Here is a 17,333-nt window from a genome sequence, read left to right as displayed (position 1 = left end):
GAGGATCCGACGACTGACGGAGCCTAGCTCATTGTTACCTATACTCACAATGAACGGCATCCTGATATTGTTCCCGCATGACCACCCCCGATGCCGACGGCCTGCTCGCCGAGCAGTTGCTGCGTCTGACGCGCCGCGTGCACCGCATCCAGAAGCGCCATCTGGAGCAGCGCGAGCTGGGCATCACCCCCGCCCAGTCTCGGCTGTTGCGCACTCTCGCGCACTACAGCTCACCGCCCCGCATGGCCGATCTCGCGGAGCGCCTGGAAGTGGTGCCGCGGGCCGTGACCACGCTGGTCGACGGTCTGGAGGCGAACGGCAAGGTGCGCCGGGCACCCGATCCCACCAACCGCCGGGTGATCCGCATCGAGGTCACGGAGGAGGGGCGCAAGGCGCTGCGGGAACTGCGCGCCGCGCGCCGCGGCGCCGCGGAGGAGATCCTGGCTCCATTGACGGACGAGCAGCGCGAGGTGCTCGGCGGGCTGCTGGACACCTTGGTGGACGGCATGCCGAGGGCGGAACACCGCTGCTGAGACGGCCCGGGGCGGAACATCGCCGCTGAGCCGGCCCGGCACGGTGCACCGCCTGCCGCGACGGCTCGGGCGGTGCACGGCCGCTGAAGCGGTTCAGGGCGGAGTTGCCGCCGCTGGACCGGTTGAGCACGGCGCACCGCGCCACCGCCGGCCAACGGCCGGGCGGCCGATTCGGTCGCCCGCCGCCCGCCACCGGTCGGCTGCGGCAGGCGGCCGACCGGGCAGCGCCGCTCGGTGAGCCCGTGAGGAGTGGTGCGCGATGCCTCTGCTGGAGCCCGACCCCGACGCGCTGCGACCCGACGCGCCCCCCGAAGCCCCCGCGGCCGACCGGGTCCCCGAGGACCGGGCCGGGGGCACCCCCGAGCCACTGCGCGGCGACCTGACCGCGCTGCTCGGCGCCGGCAAGATACTGACCGGGATCTCCGACCTCGTGCGCTACGCGTCCGACGCCAGCCCCTACCGCTTCGTGCCGCGGGTCGTCGTGGTCCCCGAGGACATCGACGACATCTCGGCCGTGCTCTCGTACGCGCACGGCAAGGGCCGCGAGGTGGTGTTCCGCGCGGCAGGGACCTCCCTCAACGGCCAGGCGCAGGGCGAGGACATCCTCGTCGACGTACGCCGGCACTGGACGGGGGTCGAGGTCCTCGACGGCGGCGCGCGGATCCGTATCGCTCCGGGCACGACCGTCGCCCGCGCCAACGCCGCACTCGTCCGGCACGGCCGTGTGCTCGGTCCCGATCCGGCCAGCGCGATCGCCTGCACCGTCGGCGGTGTGGTCGCGAACAACGCCTCCGGCATGACGGCGGGCACCACCCGCAACGCCTACGTCACCCTTGCCTCACTCACGTTCGTGCTGCCGACCGGCACGGTCGTGGACACGGCGGAACCGGACGCGGACGAGCGACTGGCTCACGCGGAACCGGCCCTGTGCGCGGGGCTCATGGAGCTCAAGGCGGAGATCGAGGCGGACGCCGGGCTGGTCGAGCGCGTCCGGGCCAAGTACGCGATCAAGAACACCAACGGATACCGCATGGACGCCTTCCTCGACGGTGCGACACCCGTCGAGATCCTGCGCGGTCTGATGGTCGGCTCGCAGGGCACCTTCGGTTTCATCTCGGAGGTCGTCTTCGACACGCTGCCGCTGGACCGCCGGGTCTCCGCCGCGCTGCTCTTCTTCGGCTCACTGCCGGCCGCGGCCGCCGCCGTGCCCCTGTTCACCGCCGCGGGCGCCTCGGCCGTCGAACTGATGGACGGCAACACGCTGCGCGCCTCGGTGAGCGTCGAGGGCGTGCCCGGGGACTGGGCCGGGCTGCCCGGTCCGACGACCGCGCTGCTCGTCGAGTTCCGCGCCCCGGACGAGGCCGCGCAGGAGACGTACGAGGAGAGGGCCCGCGCGGTGCTGAAGGGGCTCCCCCTGGTGTCGCCCGTGCCCTCGGTGACGAACTCCCTCACCCGCGATCAGCGAACCGTCGCCGGCTACTGGAAGGCCCGCAAGGCGTTCGTCACGGCGGTCGGCAGTGCGCGTCCGTCCGGCACGACGCTGATCACGGAGGACTTCGCGGTGCCGCCCGGGCGGCTCGCCGAGGCCTGCGAGGCGCTGCTGGAACTCCAGACCCGGCACGGTTTCGACGCCGCCGTCGCGGGCCACGCCGCGCACGGCAATCTGCACTTCCTGCTGGCCTTCGACGCGTCCAGGCCGGCCGATGTGGAGCGGTACGCCGCCTTCATGGACGCGTTCTGCCGGCTCACCGTCGAGCGCTTCGACGGCTCGCTGAAGGCCGAGCACGCCACCGGGCGCAACATCGCGCCCTTCCTGGAACTCGAATGGGGCCCCAGGGCAACGGAGTTGATGTGGCGCACGAAACGGCTGATCGATCCGGACGGAGTGCTCGCTCCGCGCATCGTGCTGGACCGTGATCCCCGCGCGCACGTCCGGGGCCTGAAGACGATCCCGCGGGTGGAGGCGATCGCCGACCCCTGCATCGAGTGCGGTTTCTGCGAACCGACCTGCCCCAGCCAGGACGTGACGACCACACCCCGCCAACGGATCGTGCTGCGGCGGGAGATGATGCGCCAGCCCTGCGGCTCCCCCGTCGAGGAAGGGCTCCTGGAAGCGTACGGATACGACGCCGTGGACACCTGCGCGGGCGACTCGACGTGCAAGCTGGCCTGTCCGGTCGGCATCGACACGGGCGCCCTGATGAAGGAGTTCCGGCACGCCCGGCACTCGCCGCGCGAGGAGAAGGCGGCCGCGCTGGCCGCGCGGCACTTCCGCGCGCTCGAAGGCTCCGCGCGGCTGGCCGTCGCCGCCGTGGACCGGATCGGCGACCGGCGGGTGAACGCCGTGACGCGGGCGGTACGCAAGGTCGTACGCCCCGATCTCGTACCCGAGTGGCTGCCCCGGATGCCGGGCGCCGCCGCCTCCGCCCTTCCCGGCACCGCGCGCGTGGGGGCGGTCGCCGTCTACTACCCGGCCTGCGTCAACCGCATCTTCGGCGGTCCCGGAGACGTGTCGCTCGCGCAGGCCGTCGTCGCGGTCTCCGCACGCGCGGGAAAGCCGGTGTGGATCCCGGACGATGTGTCGGGGACGTGCTGCGCGACGATCTGGCACTCCAAGGGGTACGACGCGGGCAACGCCGTGATGGCCAACCGCATCGTCGAGGCGGCCTGGGGCTGGACCGCCGGTGGCCGACTGCCGCTCGTCGTGGACGCCTCGTCCTGCACGCTCGGCATCGCGCGGGAGGTCGTACCGTATCTGACCGCCGACAACCGGGAGTTGCACGACGGGCTGCTGGTCGTCGACTCGCTGGTGTGGGCCGCGGGGGAACTTCTCCCCCACCTCACCGTGCACCGCACGCTCGGCTCCGCTGTTCTCCACCCGACCTGCTCCATGCGGCACTTGGACGATGAGGCGCAACTGCGCGCGGTGGCCGAGGCGTGTGCCGACGAGGTGGTGGTGCCCGACGACGCCGGGTGCTGCGCGTTCGCGGGCGACCGGGGCATGCTCCACAGGGAACTCACCGAGTCGGCCACCCGCAAGGAGGCGGAGTTCGTGGCCTCCCGCGAGTTCGACGCGCATCTGTCGGCCAACCGCATGTGCGAGGTGGGCATGGATCACGCGACGGGCCGCGGCTACTACTCCGCCCTGCTGGCGCTGGAGCACGCGACCCGCCCCGGCACCCGGCCGGCAGACCGGTCCTGATGACCAGCCGGGCCGCCGGACACCGGAGCGGACGCCGGTGTCCGCTCCTCGCCTTCGCCCCGGACTCCGGTGAGTAGCCCGGGCCGCCGACGCGGGCGGCCGACGTCCGCGATGTCCCGCACACCGCGGACGACCGGGCTCAGCAGCCGGCTCGGCCCTCCGTGAGCACCCCCTGCACGGTGACCAGGGAGCGGTCGTAGCAGCCGGACGAGCCGTACAGGCGAAAGCGCTCGCTCGTCGTGGCGACCGCGTGACGCTGGTCGCGCGGCACGTTCGCCGTGTACGTCGCGTCGCCCGTGTAGGTGTCGTCGAGTCGTGACCACGCCGTCCGCCGGCCGCCCCGCGCCTCGGCCACGACGGCCCGGTCGCCGAGCGTCAGCACGGTCCGCAGCCGGTCGTCCGCGTCGAGGGTCGTCGTGCCGTCCATCGTGTACGTCCGCCGGGTGAGCGTCGTCGCGGCGGGTCCGCGTCCGTCGACGGTCACCGCCTCGTCGTCGGTCCACGTCGCTTCGAGGCCGTCCGTGTTCTCACCGTCGGTCCAGTGGTGCGCGGAGCTTTGCGCGAGGGTGCGGCTGACGGTGGTCAGCACCCGGCCGTGCGAGGTGTCGAGGTATCCGGCGACCGTCAGCCGGTGCCTTCCCCTGGTGTCGACCCGGTTCTCCGAACCGGGCGTGTACGTGGAGGAGTTGGCGAGGTCGCCCGCGTCGGCCCGGGTGAGGGCACCGCTCACGTGGGCGCGCCGCGCGTCCTGCCAGACGAGCACATTCACCGGCAGACTCCAGCCGGTCCGCCCCTCGGGAACTCCCACGACGGAGACGTCGATCCGGTGCGGGCGCCCGTCGTCGAGGAGTCCGGCGAACGGGGTCAGGTCGTACTCGACGGGTCTGACGTCGAAGGCGCGGGGCCCCGGAATCACGTACCAGAGGAAGGGGTTGGACCAGCCGCCGGTCCACACGGTCGGGAACGGCTCGGCGATTCCGGCGAGTTGGCCGTCGACCTTGATCTGCACCTCGCGGTAGGGGCCGTTGTCCGCCTTGCAGGAATACGGTGCCGTGTCCGGGACCGTCAGATACCAGAACTCCTCGCAGCCGCCGCCTGACCCGGTCGCGTACACCTCGGCGATCACGCGCTCACTGTTGCGCGGGGTGGTCAGCGTGCCGTCCTGGAGGGTCAGGACACGGTCGGGAGTCGCGACGGGCCTGCCCGCGTAGAACGTCAGCGTGGCCTTGACGTCGAGAACGCCGGTGTACGTGTCGTCGACGACGTTCCCGATGAGCATCTCGACGTCCCGGCTCCGGCGGAACGTGTCGCTGTAGCGCGTCACATCCTTCTCGACGGACCACGCGATCCCGTCGGGCGACGGCTCCGGGGTGGAGGTGCGGAGGATCTCCACGCCGCCGACGTGCAGATACCCGAGGCGGTCGAACTGGCGCCCCTCGACCTTGCCCTCGAGCCGGAGCACGACCTTGCTCCAGCGGTCGCCGCAGCCCTTCGACGGGGTGTACGTACCCGTGTAGGGCGTGAAGTCGCGGAACTGCGCCTCGGCGAGCGTCACCTCACAGGACGGCACGGTGGGCCTCGCGACGGGCGGGGCGGCGGTGACAGGGTCGTTCCAGTCGCTGCCGAACTCTGCGGGCACGTCGGTTGATCGAGCGGCGGCGGGGGCGGAGGCCGCGGACACAGGAACCGCGCCGGGTGCGGTGGCCGCCGGAGCCGGGCCCGCCCCTAGGAGGGCGCTCGCCACGAGGATCGCTCCGGCAAGCATGGACATGATGACCGGTCTACTCATGTGCGGTGTTCTACGGGGCAGTTGAGCCGACCGCAATGGCGCACCGGGGCACCGCGCCTGTGGCTAGGCGGCCTTGAGGTCCGCCTTGTCCCCCATCAACACGACGGGGTGCTGCTCCGGGTCGAGCGTGCGCAGCAGGTACTCCATGGCCGGCTTGGGCAGGCTCACGCACGCCGACGTGCCGCTGCCGTGGTCCATGTGCAGCCAGATACCGCCGCCCTTGTCGTCGCCCCACGGGCGGGTCGGGTCGTCCGGCGGATTGCCCTTGAGACGGTTGTAGTCGATGGCGATGACGTAGTCGAAGTCGTGCCAGTACGACTTCGCCCAGTAGTGCGGCGCCTGGAAGGTCTCCGACTGCGTGTACGGCATCCGGGCGCCCGGGTCGTCGAGCACACCACCGGCGTCGCTGAGCGTGAACACCCCGACAGGGCTGCGTTTGTCGCCCTCGTGATGGTCGGTGGTCCAGCCCTTCTTCCCGTTGTGCGCGGTCCAGCTGCGCGTCTTCTCCCAGGTCGCGCCGGACTTCGTGTACAGCACGGCCGTGGAGTCCGCGGAGTCCTTGCCGTCGCCGTAGACCGCCAGGACCTGTCGGGAGTCGGACGGGATCCGGCGCTGGAGCCGGTCGCCCACGTCGGGGATGCGTTTCGGGTCGACCACGGGCGCACTCGTTCGGGCGACCGCGCCACCGGCTCCCGAGTGCCCCTTCGTACCGCTCCCGCCTCCCCCCTCCGGGCCACCGCAGGCCGAGAGTGTGACGGCGACGGCCCCGCACACCATGGCGGCGAACCCCGTACGCATCGCACCGTTCTTTCGCATGCCGCCCATCCTCGCATCACGTATCGGGCGAATCATCCTCCCCCCGGGTTCCCTGGCCAGTCGCGGTCACTCCCGGCCGATTCCCGGCCGGCTCCACGCCTCGTAGCGGAAAATCGTTTGCTTTCGACCACGCTGCGACGCGAACCTTTCACGGTTTGCTACCGGCCCCCGCGGCCGGACGGTTGCCGAAATCCGCGGCTCCCTCCATCCCCTGACACGAGCCACTGGGACGTCATGCAGATCCAAGACCTTCCGTATCCCGACCCTGGCGTGCCCGACGTGCGCTCAGGTTCCCGATTTCTGTGGTGGCTCGGGCGGAATCAGCTCGGCGGACAGTTCAAGGCCCTCGCCTGGGGTCTGCTGCATTTCCTGGCCGTGTCCGCGCTGCCGTTCTGCGTCGGCCTGGCCGTCCAGGCCGTCGTCGACCACTCAGGCACCCGGCTCGCCCTGACCGGCGCGCTGATGGTGCTGTGCGGCGTGTGCATCGCCCTGGGCGACACCATGCTGCACCGCACCGCGGTCACCAACTGGATCACCGCGGCCGCGCGCGTGCAGCAGTTGCTGGCCCGCAGAACCGCGCTGCTGGGCTCCGCGCTGACGCGGCGCGTCGCGGCGGGTGAGGTGGTCGCGGTCTCCACCGGCGACGTCGAGAAGATCGGCTGGTTCGTGGAGGGCATGTCCCGGTTCACGGCGGCCGCCGTGACCGTGGTGCTGGTCTGCGTGGCCCTGGTCGTCTACCAGCCTGCGCTGGGCGTGATCGTCGCCATGGGCGTGCCCGTCCTGGCGGTGGCCGTGCTGCCGCTGCTGCCCCGAGCCACCCGCCGCGCCGACTTCCAGCGGGAGAAGGCGGGCCGCGCCACCGAGCTGGCCTCCGACACCGTCGCGGGCCTGCGGGTGCTGCGCGGCATCGGCGGCGAGGAGCTCTTCCTCGACCGCTACCGCCGCGCCTCCCAGGAGGTCCGCCGCGCCGCCGTGCGCAGCGCCCGTATGTGGTCATTGATCTCGGCGATCCAGGTGCTGCTGCCCGGTCTGCTGATGATCGCCGTCGTCTGGCGCGGTGTGCAGCTGGCCCGCGACGGCCGGATCACGATCGGCGAACTGGTCACCGTGTACAGCGCGGTGATGCTGCTCGCGTACCCTTTGCGGCATTTCGAAGAAATCGCCATGGCTTACTCCTTCTCGCGTCCGTCGGCCAGGCGGGCCGCCCGGGTCCTGTCCCTGGAACGGGCCATGGACAGCGCCGGATCGCTCGCCGCGGAGGTCCCGGGCGGCGATCTGTACGACCCCGTGACCGGGCTGCTCGCTCCCGCGGGCAGGCTCACCGCCGTGGTGTGCGGCGACCCGGACGCGGCGGGGCTGCTGGCCGAGCGGCTCGGCGGCCACGCCGACGAGCGGGGCGAGGAGACGCTCGTCGAGGGCGTGCCGACCAGCAACTCGGTGCTCCTCGGGGGCGTACCGCTGGACGAACTGCCCCTGGAGTGCGCCCGTACCGCCGTCCTTGTCCAGGACAAGGATCCGGTGCTGCTGTCCGGCTCCCTGCGCGAACTGCTCGACGTACCCGCGTCGGGCCTCGTGAGCGCCGAGGCGGCCCTGTCCGCCGCGCAGTGCGGCGACGTGCTGGACGCGCTCACCCAGGGCTCACTGGACGCCGAGGACCCGATGGACGCCCGCATCACCGAACGCGGGCGCTCCTTGTCCGGCGGCCAGCGCCAGCGGCTCGCTCTGGCCCGGTCCCTGATCACGGACCCGGAGGTACTCGTCCTGGACGAGCCGACGTCCGCGGTCGACTCGCACACCGAGGCCCGGATCGCCGACGGGGTGCGCTCCCTGCGCGCCGGCCGCACGACCGTTGTCCTCACCTCCTCACCGCTGCTCCTGGACCAGGCGGACCGGGTCGTCCTGGTCCACGAGGGCGAGGTCGTCGCGGTCGGCGTGCACCGCGAACTGATCCACAGCGAACCGCGGTACCGGGCCGTGGTGACCCGGGACCCCGAGGAGGAGGTCCCCGGCGAAGCCCCGCACCGGACCGCTCCGGACGCCGTGCCCGTGGGCGCCGAGGCCCCTCCCGGCACCGTGCCGGCGGACGCCCAGGCCGTTCTCGGCGGCGTGACCGTGGACGACGAGGCCGTTCTTGACGGCGTACTGGAAGAAATCGAGGAGACCGCATGATCGGCGTGGCGCCACCGGCGTACGACCCGGCCGCCCCGACGACGGCGAACACGCTGCCCGTCGGCGCGCCCGCGACCGTACGCGCCTACGTGACCGAACTGTTCCGACGGCACCGCAGGGCCTTCCTGCTCCTGGTCGCCGTCAACACCGTGGCCGTCGTGGCCTCGATGGCGGGGCCCTATCTGCTGGGCTCGGTCGTCGAACGCGTCTCGGACCACACGCGCGAACTCCATCTCGGGGCCACCGCCGCCTTCTTCGTCGTCGCGCTCGTCGTCCAGGCCCTGTTCGTACGGCAGGTGCGGCTGCGCGGTGCCATGCTCGGCGAACGGATGCTGGCCGATCTGCGCGAGGACTTCCTCGTACGGTCGGTCGGTCTGCCGCCCGGCGTCCTGGAACGGGCCGGGACGGGCGACCTGCTGTCCCGCATCACCACCGACATCGACCGGCTCGCCAACGCGATGCGCGAGGCCGTGCCGCAGCTGGCCATCGGTGTGGTGTGGGCGGCACTGCTGATCGGCGGGCTCGCCGTGACCGCCCCGGCGCTCGCCCCCGCCGTGCTGGTCGCCGTTCCCGTGCTGGTGGTCGGCTGCCGCTGGTACTTCAAGCGCGCGCCGGCCGCCTACCGCTCGGAGGCGGCCGGATACGCCGCCGTCGCCGCCGTCCTCGCCGAGACGGTCGACGCCGGACGCACGGTCGAGGCGCACCGTCTGAGCAGGCGCCGCATCGAGCTGTCGGACCGCCGGATCCGGGAGTGGACGGCGTGGGAGCGGTACACGCTCTGGCTGCGGTCGGTTCTCTTCCCGGTCGTCAACGTCACGCATGTGACGGTGCTCTGCTCGGTCCTGATGATCGGCGGGTTCTTCGCCCTCCAGGGCTGGATCGGGGTGGGCCAGCTGACGACGGGTGCGCTGATCGCTCAGATGCTCGTCGACCCCGTGGGACTCATCCTGCGCTGGTACGACGAGCTGCAGGTCGCCCAGGTCTCGCTGGCGCGGCTGGTCGGTGTCCGGGACATCGAGCCGGACGCGGGCGACCCGGGCGTGGCGCCGGACGGACGCGACGTCCACGCGGACCGGGTGCACTTCGGCTACCGCGCGGGCGTGGACGTACTGCGGGAGGTCTCCCTGGCGGTCGCGCCCGGCACCCGGCTCGCCCTGGTCGGCCCGTCCGGCGCGGGCAAGTCCACGCTGGGCAGGCTGCTCGCCGGGATCTACGCGCCCCGGGACGGCCGGATCACGCTCGGCGGTGCCGAACTGTCCCGGATGCCCGCCGAGGCGGTCCGCTCGCACGTGGCCCTGGTCAACCAGGAGCACCACGTCTTCGTGGGCTCCCTGCGCGACAACCTGCTGCTCGCCGTCCCGCGCTCCCGGCAGCGCACGGACGAGGAGGCGTCGGCCGGAACTCGGACCGCGACTCCGGCCGAAGGTGTCGGATCCGTGGATTCCCAGCTGTGGGCGGCTCTCTGCGCGGTCGACGCGGACGGCTGGGCGCGGGCCCTGGACGACGGTCTGGACACCGAGGTCGGCTCGGGCGGGTTCGCGCTCACTCCGGCCCAGGCCCAGCAGATCGCGCTGGCCCGGCTGGTGCTGGCCGACCCGCACACCCTGGTCCTGGACGAGGCGACCTCGCTCCTGGATCCGCGGGCGGCCCGCCACCTGGAACGCTCGCTGGCCCGCGTTCTCGACGGCCGAACCGTCGTCGCCATCGCCCACCGCCTCCACACCGCCCATGACGCGGACGTCATCGCCGTCGTCGAGAACGGCCGCATCAGTGAACTCGGCAGCCACGAGCAGCTGGTCGCCGCGGACGGCGCGTACGCGGCCCTGTGGAGGTCCTGGCACGGGTGAGCGGGGTGCCGGCGGGGACCACTCGGCCGCCGCGCGCGAGAGGAGGGCCGAGCGGGGCCATCTGGCCGCCGCGCGTGAGCAGGGTGCCGGCCGGGGCCTCCAGGCCGTGCGGCCGTCGCGCCGGTCCGCACCCGCCCCCACGACGCGCTGGACCGCTCCCGCCGCCACGGCGGACCGGACCGGCGCGGAACCGTCCGCTCGGCGTAGTGCGCCGGTGTCCTCCCGCAGCTCAGCGGTGTGGGTCGACGGTGCCCGGCCCCTGTGACGGGCTCGGCCGCTGCCGTCCCACCGGTCGCCGAGCGCGGGGTCGCGGCCGCCCTCGGCACACCCCGCCAGAGGCCGGGCGGGCCGGACGTCAGCCCTTGTGGCGCCGCCGGTCAGCCTCTGTGGCGTTGCGCGGTGCCGAAGGGGGGTGGAAGTCTGGACGTGGGCACCCGCTCGGGGGACTCCCGGGAACCACCCGGTTCGCGCGGGGCGACGCCTGTGTCCTCGGGCCCGCGCGCCCGCCGTCGAGTACGGCGGCTCCGGTCCCGTCCGCACCCCCTGGAGGTACCCGTGGACAGCGCCGACGGATGGGGAGACGACGTCTACCAGCCCGACGGATCCGAGGTACAGGACGACGCGGGGCTGCTCGACGCCGAGGACACTCTGGTGACCGACGGCGTCAGTGACCCCCTGGACCGTGGCTGGTCCCCGCCGGACCGGCCATGGGCGGTGGAGCACCGCGGTGTGACCGCCTCGGAACGCCGGGCGGGCGAGAGCCTGGATCAGCGTCTCGCCGACGAGATGCCCGACATCGCCGAACCCGACGGAGACGGCATCGGCGACTGCCAGGGCACCGACGGAGAGCCCCTCGACAACGAGGTGGGCGCCCTCCGCTCCGGCCGTCTGGTGGCCCCGAACGAAGGCGCGCACGAGGACGAGGAGAGCGGGCTCATCGCCACGGACATCGGCATCGACGGCGCCGCGGCCTCGGCGGAGGAAGCCGCGATGCACATCGTCGACGAGGACGCCGTGTCCGGCTGACCGGCACGCGTCCGGCGTCTCCCCCAAGGAGCTCCCATGCAGCAGGACAAGCAGCCCGACTACCACCCCGTGGTCTTCCGCGACCGCACCGCGGGCTACGCCTTCCTCACGCGCTCGACCGCGACGAGTGACCGGACCATCGATTGGGACGACGGCGAGACCTACCCGGTCGTGGATGTCGAGATCTCCTCGGAGAGCCACCCCTTCTACACGGGCAAGGCCCGCACAGTGGACTCGGAGGGCCGCATCGCCCAGTTCGAGCGACGGTTCGGAGGCGGGGAGCAGGGCGCGGGCGCGGGGGAGAACGGCTGAGCGCGACGGGCGCCCTCCCCTGAGCCAAGGACGTCCCGCCGCCGCCCGAGCCGGACACCCGGACGGACCGCCACTCCCGCCACCGCAGACGGCCACTGCGGGCGCGAGCCGCCCGGTGCCGGCCCGCGAGACCGACAAAACCGAGCGCCGAGGCAGCCGGGGAGGCACCGGGCGCCGACGTGGCCCGGGAAGAGCCGAGCGCCCACCTGGCCCCGCGGCAAACGAGCGCCGGTGCGCCCCGGGGGGCGCCGAACTCAGATGAAGTTCAGCGCGGCCGCGCAGCCCACCGCGCCCAGCAGCATGAACACCGGCGTCAGCACCTTGAGCTCGACCCAGCTGCCCGCGCGGAAGCGCATCACCTTGGGCGGGCCTATCGGATACCAGCGCTTGCGGCCGACCGGGATGGGCCACAGGATCGGGCAGCCGGACACCGTCAGCGCGTCCCCGATGCAGTGCACCAGGGCGCCGAGGACGACCGGCAGGCCGAGCCACAGATACTCCTGGCCCGGCGCCGTGAACAGCCAGTTCGCGCCGTTGCCCGGCTTGTCCAGGGTTTGGGCGAGGATCCACGAGGTCGTCGCGGCGAGCAGCCAGACCAGGATGTCGCTGCTCGAACCGCGGGCGGCCCGCCACAGCAGACCCTCGATGGCGAGCACCATGTGCACGAACAGAATGGCCAGGACCGCCCAGCGGCCACAGGTGATCGCCAGCACCGCGGTACCCGATCCGATCATCACCGCCCACAGCCAGGTGTGGGTCAGCGTGCGGTGACCGCCGTTGCGCCGGGGGTCGCCCGGCTTCCTGGTCCCCTTGTAGGCGGCGTAGGAGAGTTTGTCGACGATCTCGCAGAGCCTTCGTGACACCGGTCCGAAGGCGTTCGAGATGGTGGCGGCCTTGTGGTCCAGGTCCGGGGCGAGAGCGGCGCCCGCGCAGATAAGGGCGCCGACGAGCAGGACCGGCCAGGGCATCGTGTGGCCGGCCGCCGCGGCCGCCGCTCCGACGCCCAGCCAGGCCGCAGCCCCCGACAGTGAGTGTGCTGGTCCCATCATGGCCGTTCCCCGCCCCATTCCTCTTGTACCGCTGTCCAGTTGTCCGTGCGCGCTGACGCGTCGCCGGCGCCACAGCGTAGCGGTCGTGATCTTCCCCCGAACATCCGATTCCCCCATCCCATGCATCGACAGGCAAGATGGGGGCGTGACCCTTATCGATCAGCTGCCGCAGACCGCAGACCCCGACGCCCTCTACGAAGCCTTCGAGTCGTGGGCCGGGGAACGCGGTCTCACGCTCTACCCCCATCAGGAGGAGGCGCTGATCGAGGTGGTCTCGGGTGCGAACGTGATCGTCTCGACGCCCACCGGCTCGGGCAAGAGCATGATCGCCGCGGGTGCGCACTTCGCCGCGCTCGCCCGGGACGAGGTCACTTTCTACACAGCGCCGATCAAGGCGCTCGTCTCGGAGAAGTTCTTCGAGCTGTGCAAGATGTTCGGCACCGAGAACGTCGGCATGCTCACCGGCGACGCCTCCGTGAACGCCGACGCACCGGTGATCTGCTGCACCGCCGAGGTCCTGGCGTCCATCGCGCTCCGGGACGGCAAGCACGCCGACGTCGGTCAGGTCGTCATGGACGAGTTCCACTTCTACGCCGAGGGCGACCGCGGCTGGGCCTGGCAGATCCCGATCCTTGAACTTCCCCAGGCGCAGTTCATCCTGATGTCGGCGACGCTCGGCGACGTCTCGATGTTCGAGAAGGACCTCACGCGACGCACCGGCCGCCCCACCTCGGTGGTCCGCTCGGCGACCCGGCCCGTCCCGCTGTCCTACGAGTACATGCTCACTCCGCTGACGGAGACGCTCACCGAACTGCTCGCCACCAAGCAGGCCCCGGTCTACATCGTGCACTTCACCCAGGCGCAGGCCGTGGAGCGGGCGCAGGCGCTGATGAGCATCAACATGTGCACGCGCGAGGAGAAGGACCGGATCGCCGACCTGATCGGCAATTTCCGCTTCACCACCAAGTTCGGCCAGAACCTCTCGCGCTACGTACGCCATGGGATCGGTGTGCACCACGCCGGCATGCTGCCCAAGTACCGTCGGCTGGTGGAGAAGCTGGCCCAGGCCGGTCTCCTGAAGGTCATCTGCGGTACGGACACCCTCGGTGTCGGCGTCAACGTGCCCATCCGCACCGTGCTGTTCACCGCGCTGACGAAGTACGACGGCACGCGGGTGCGCACGTTGCGCGCCCGCGAGTTCCACCAGATCGCCGGCCGGGCCGGGCGCGCGGGATTCGACACGGCGGGCTACGTCGTCGCTCAGGCGCCGGAGCACGTCATCGAGAACGAGAAGTCGCTCGCCAAGGCCGGCGACGACCCGAAGAAGCGCCGCAAGGTGGTGCGCAAGAAGGCTCCCGAGGGCTTCGTCGGCTGGACGGAGGCCACCTTCGAGAAGCTCATCACCTCCGACCCCGAGCCGCTGACCTCGCGCTTCCGCGTGACGCACACCATGCTGCTCTCGGTGATCGCCCGGCCCGGGAACGCCTTCGAGGCGATGCGGCATCTGCTGGAGGACAATCACGAGCCGCGCAAGCAGCAGTTGCGGCACATCCGGCGGGCCATCGCGATCTACCGCTCGCTCCTGGACGGCGGCATCGTGGAGAAGCTCGACGAGCCCGACCCGACCGGCCGCGTCGTGCGGCTCACCGTCGATCTCCAGCAGGACTTCGCCCTCAACCAGCCCCTGTCGACGTTCGCCCTCGCGGCCTTCGAGCTGCTGGACCCCGAATCCCCGTCGTACGCCCTGGACATGGTGTCCGTCGTGGAGTCCACGCTGGACGAACCGCGGCAGATCCTCGCGGCCCAGCAGAACAAGGCCCGCGGCGAGGCCGTGGCCGCGATGAAGTCCGACGGCGTCGAGTACGAGGAGCGCATGGAGCGGCTCCAGGACGTGTCGTACCCCAAGCCGCTGGAGGAACTGCTCTTCCACGCGTACAACACCTACCGCATGAGCCATCCGTGGGTCGGCGACCACCCCCTGTCGCCGAAGTCCATCATCCGTGACATGTACGAACGGGCCATGTCCTTCACGGAGTTCGTCTCCTTCTACGAGCTCGCCCGTACCGAGGGCATCGTCCTGCGCTACTTGGCCAGTGCGTACAAGGCCCTTGAGCACACCGTCCCGGACGACCTCAAGTCCGAGGACCTGGAGGACTTGATCGCCTGGCTGGGCGAGATGGTGCGACAGGTCGACTCCAGCCTCCTCGACGAGTGGGAACAGCTCGCCAACCCCGAGGTGATGACGGCCGAAGAGGCCCAGGAAAAGGCCGACCAGGTCAAGCCGGTCACGTCGAACGCCCGTGCCTTCCGTGTCCTCGTGCGCAACGCGATGTTCCGCAGGGTCGAGCTCGCCGCTCTGGACAACGTCGTCGAACTCGGCGAGATGGACGGCGAATCCGGCTGGGACGCCGATGCGTGGGGCGAGGCGATGGACAAGTACTGGGACGAGTACGAGGACCTCGGTACAGGGCCTGACGCCCGTGGCCCCAAGCTGCTGTCGATCGTGGAGGAGCCGCAGAACGGACTGTGGCGCGTCCGGCAGACGTTCTCGGACCCGAACGGCGATCACGACTGGGGTATCAGCGCGGAGGTCGACCTCGCGGCCTCCGACGCCGAGGGTCGTGCCATCGTCAAGGTCACCGACGTCGGACAGCTGTGAGCACAGGAGAATCCCACCGATGACGAACCCGGCCGAGAGGCTCGTCGACCTGCTCGACCTGGAGCGGATCGAGGTCAACATCTTCCGGGGCCGCAGCCCGCAGGAGTCCCTGCAGCGGGTCTTCGGCGGCCAGGTGGCGGGCCAGGCACTGGTCGCCGCCGGCCGCACCACCGAGCGCGACCGGCCGGTGCACTCGCTGCACGCGTACTTCCTGCGTCCGGGCCGCCCGGGCGTCCCGATCGTGTACCAGGTCGAACGGGTGCGGGACGGACGGTCGTTCACCACCCGCCGCGTCACCGCTGTGCAGCAGGGCCGCACGATCTTCAATCTGACCGCCTCCTTTCACAAGCCTGAGGAAGGGAGCTTCGAGCACCAGCTGCCGCCGGCGCGTGAGGTGCCGGACCCCGAGTCCCTGCCGACGTTGACGCAGGAGATCGAGGACCATCTGGGTGTTCTTCCCGAAGCGCTGGAGCGGATGGCGCGACGCCAGCCTTTCGACATCCGCTATGTGGACCGGCTGCGCTGGACGCCCGAGGAGACCAAGGACGCCGAACCGCGCAGCGCGGTGTGGATGCGCGCCGTCGGACCGCTGGGCGACGACCCGCTCGTGCACACATGTGCTCTCACCTACGCGAGCGACATGACTCTGCTTGACGCTGTCCGCATTCCGGTGGAACCGCTGTGGGGTCAGCGCGGTTTCGACATGGCGTCGCTGGACCACGCCATGTGGTTCCACCGGCCGTTCCGCGCGGACGAGTGGTTCCTGTACGACCAGGAGTCGCCGATCGCGACGGGTGGCCGCGGTCTGGCCCGCGGGCGCATCTACGACCTGAAGGGACGCCTGCTCGTCTCGGTCGTGCAGGAGGGCCTTTTCAGGGCGCTGTAGGCGGACGCGCGTCCGGGTTCCTGCGGCGCAGCCATCCGAGCAGCCGCCGTGAACGCGAGGACTCCGGCGGCATGAGCTGGTCGTCCACGGCGGCGTGCCGTTCTCGCGGGGCGCGCGGAGCACCGATCGGTGACGGCGGGGCCGCTGACCGTGGTGCCCCCGCCGATCGGCCCGCCGACGATGTGGCGGCCGGCCTCGGGGCTGTGCCGGACGAGGCCGCCAAGGTCGGACGGGGCGCCGGGCGAGTTTCCCTGGCTTCGGACACGCTCTGCCCCAGGTCGGCCCTGAGCCAGCTGATCTCGTCGGGGTCGTCCGCCGTCGTGATGCGCTCGGCGATCCGGGCTCCGGGCGAGTCCGGGGCGGCTTGTGAGACAGGCGCGGGCCGGAGGCGGTTGAGATGGGCGCGTTCGTACGGGTCCTTGACGGTCCCGGCCACCTGGACGGGGTCGAGCAGGGACGCCACCACCGCGGCGCGGGCCCAGGGATCCTCGGTCTGCCTCAGCAGGAACCCCATGTGACGGCCACGCCAGTTGCGAGGACGGAGGTCCATGCCTTCGCCCAGCTGATCGCGGAGACCTTCCGGCGTCCGACCCCTCATCAGCGGCGCGTTCTGCTGGTCGGCGGCGAACTGCCGCAGTTCGTCGGCGAGGTAGAGCCAGACGACTACCCGGTAGCGATTCAAGTAAAATTTCACCGGCACCACCAGTCCCAGGCGCGCGAGGCGGGTGAACCGGGTGCTCGTGACGTCCATGAGAGCGGCGCCCTCCGTGGTGCCGACGGCCTTCACCCGCTCGCGCAGCGATTCCGGGAAGCCGGCTTCGGCGCGCACCCGGTCGATCTCGGCGCGGGCGACCCGGCGTCCCCCGCCTCCCTCGTCAGGAACCGAGCGCACACAGCCGAGGTGCAGAGCGAGGTCGAACTCGCCTCGCCTGAGCTCCAGTTCCCGTGCGGCTCGGCTGAGTGATGAGGTGGCGGACTGGGTGATGGCGCTGCCGGGCATGACGGTCTCCCCTGTGGTGTCGGAGGCTCGCGCCGGTGTGCGCTC

12 protein-coding genes are annotated in these 17,333 nt (G+C 71.5%); 8 read left to right on the top strand and 4 right to left on the bottom strand.

The window, feature by feature from the left end:
- Window positions 1-77 precede the first annotated feature (77 nt).
- The gene (locus ACZ6KY_RS18960; RefSeq protein ID WP_469311413.1) at window positions 78-533 is read left to right on the top strand and encodes a MarR family winged helix-turn-helix transcriptional regulator; all 456 of its coding nucleotides are present in this window, start codon (window positions 78-80) and stop codon (window positions 531-533) included.
- Between the two features lie 259 nt (window positions 534-792).
- Window positions 793-3,735, top strand: coding sequence for an FAD-binding and (Fe-S)-binding domain-containing protein (locus ACZ6KY_RS18955; RefSeq protein ID WP_469311412.1), 2,943 nt, complete (start codon window positions 793-795; stop codon window positions 3,733-3,735).
- Between the two features lie 139 nt (window positions 3,736-3,874).
- Here the strand turns inward: ACZ6KY_RS18955 and ACZ6KY_RS18950 are convergent, their stop codons facing one another.
- Both ACZ6KY_RS18950 and ACZ6KY_RS18945 read right to left on the bottom strand, forming a co-directional pair.
- Complete coding sequence (locus ACZ6KY_RS18950; RefSeq protein ID WP_469311411.1) at window positions 3,875-5,524, bottom strand: peptide-N4-asparagine amidase; 1,650 nt, start codon at window positions 5,522-5,524, stop codon at window positions 3,875-3,877.
- A gap of 63 nt (window positions 5,525-5,587) precedes the next feature.
- Window positions 5,588-6,340, bottom strand: coding sequence for a L,D-transpeptidase family protein (locus ACZ6KY_RS18945; RefSeq protein WP_469311410.1), 753 nt, complete (start codon window positions 6,338-6,340; stop codon window positions 5,588-5,590).
- 234 nt (window positions 6,341-6,574) lie between these two features.
- Here ACZ6KY_RS18945 and ACZ6KY_RS18940 point away from each other — a divergent pair, with 234 nt between their 5' ends.
- From ACZ6KY_RS18940 to ACZ6KY_RS18925, 4 genes are all read left to right on the top strand, one after another.
- Window positions 6,575-8,509, top strand: coding sequence for an ABC transporter transmembrane domain-containing protein (locus tag ACZ6KY_RS18940; RefSeq protein ID WP_469311409.1), 1,935 nt, complete (start codon window positions 6,575-6,577; stop codon window positions 8,507-8,509).
- A complete protein-coding gene (locus tag ACZ6KY_RS18935; protein WP_469311408.1) occupies window positions 8,506-10,356 on the top strand; it encodes an ABC transporter ATP-binding protein in 1,851 nt (616 codons plus the stop codon). Before ACZ6KY_RS18940 ends, ACZ6KY_RS18935 begins: the two co-directional genes overlap by 4 nt.
- Before the next feature lie 555 nt (window positions 10,357-10,911).
- Window positions 10,912-11,382: a DUF5709 domain-containing protein gene (locus tag ACZ6KY_RS18930; RefSeq protein WP_469311407.1), complete on the top strand. Its 471-nt coding sequence runs from the start codon at window positions 10,912-10,914 to the stop codon at window positions 11,380-11,382.
- A 36-nt stretch (window positions 11,383-11,418) separates the two neighbouring features.
- Window positions 11,419-11,694 (top strand): type B 50S ribosomal protein L31, encoded by a 276-nt coding sequence (locus ACZ6KY_RS18925; protein ID WP_469311406.1) that lies wholly within the window; start codon window positions 11,419-11,421, stop codon window positions 11,692-11,694.
- Between the two features lie 254 nt (window positions 11,695-11,948).
- On the opposite strand, the gene ACZ6KY_RS18920 is transcribed toward ACZ6KY_RS18925, so the two are convergent.
- Window positions 11,949-12,743 (bottom strand): metal-dependent hydrolase, encoded by a 795-nt coding sequence (locus ACZ6KY_RS18920; protein ID WP_469311405.1) that lies wholly within the window; start codon window positions 12,741-12,743, stop codon window positions 11,949-11,951.
- A gap of 145 nt (window positions 12,744-12,888) precedes the next feature.
- On the opposite strand from ACZ6KY_RS18920, the gene ACZ6KY_RS18915 reads away from it, so the two are divergent.
- Entirely contained in the window at window positions 12,889-15,402 is a 2,514-nt protein-coding gene (locus tag ACZ6KY_RS18915; RefSeq protein WP_469311404.1) for a DEAD/DEAH box helicase, read from the top strand.
- 19 nt (window positions 15,403-15,421) lie between these two features.
- On the top strand, window positions 15,422-16,288 hold the full coding sequence (locus ACZ6KY_RS18910) for an acyl-CoA thioesterase (protein WP_469311403.1): 867 nt from the start codon (window positions 15,422-15,424) through the stop codon (window positions 16,286-16,288).
- Here ACZ6KY_RS18910 and ACZ6KY_RS18905 read toward each other — a convergent pair.
- A complete protein-coding gene (locus ACZ6KY_RS18905; protein ID WP_469311402.1) occupies window positions 16,275-17,288 on the bottom strand; it encodes a DUF6397 family protein in 1,014 nt (337 codons plus the stop codon). The two genes, ACZ6KY_RS18910 and ACZ6KY_RS18905, sit on opposite strands and share 14 nt — an antisense overlap.
- Window positions 17,289-17,333 lie beyond the last annotated feature (45 nt).

It is taken from the genome of Streptomyces sp. NPDC042002 (genome assembly GCF_055588305.1).
Note: the sequence above shows the minus strand (reverse complement) of the source record. Positions and strands in the feature narration are given on the sequence as shown.

Excerpts from the sequence above, each read along its gene's own strand:
- ACZ6KY_RS18960 (WP_469311413.1), top strand. The coding sequence starts at position 78 with ATGACCACCCCCGATGCCGACGGCCTGCTCGCCGAGCAGTTGCTGCGT.
- ACZ6KY_RS18955 (WP_469311412.1), top strand. The coding sequence starts at position 793 with ATGCCTCTGCTGGAGCCCGACCCCGACGCGCTGCGACCCGACGCGCCC.
- ACZ6KY_RS18950 (WP_469311411.1), bottom strand. The coding sequence starts at position 5,524 with ATGAGTAGACCGGTCATCATGTCCATGCTTGCCGGAGCGATCCTCGTG.
- ACZ6KY_RS18945 (WP_469311410.1), bottom strand. The coding sequence starts at position 6,340 with ATGCGAAAGAACGGTGCGATGCGTACGGGGTTCGCCGCCATGGTGTGC.
- ACZ6KY_RS18940 (WP_469311409.1), top strand. The coding sequence starts at position 6,575 with ATGCAGATCCAAGACCTTCCGTATCCCGACCCTGGCGTGCCCGACGTG.
- ACZ6KY_RS18935 (WP_469311408.1), top strand. The coding sequence starts at position 8,506 with ATGATCGGCGTGGCGCCACCGGCGTACGACCCGGCCGCCCCGACGACG.
- ACZ6KY_RS18925 (WP_469311406.1), top strand. The coding sequence starts at position 11,419 with ATGCAGCAGGACAAGCAGCCCGACTACCACCCCGTGGTCTTCCGCGAC.
- ACZ6KY_RS18920 (WP_469311405.1), bottom strand. The coding sequence starts at position 12,743 with ATGATGGGACCAGCACACTCACTGTCGGGGGCTGCGGCCTGGCTGGGC.
- ACZ6KY_RS18910 (WP_469311403.1), top strand. The coding sequence starts at position 15,422 with ATGACGAACCCGGCCGAGAGGCTCGTCGACCTGCTCGACCTGGAGCGG.
- ACZ6KY_RS18905 (WP_469311402.1), bottom strand. The coding sequence starts at position 17,288 with ATGCCCGGCAGCGCCATCACCCAGTCCGCCACCTCATCACTCAGCCGA.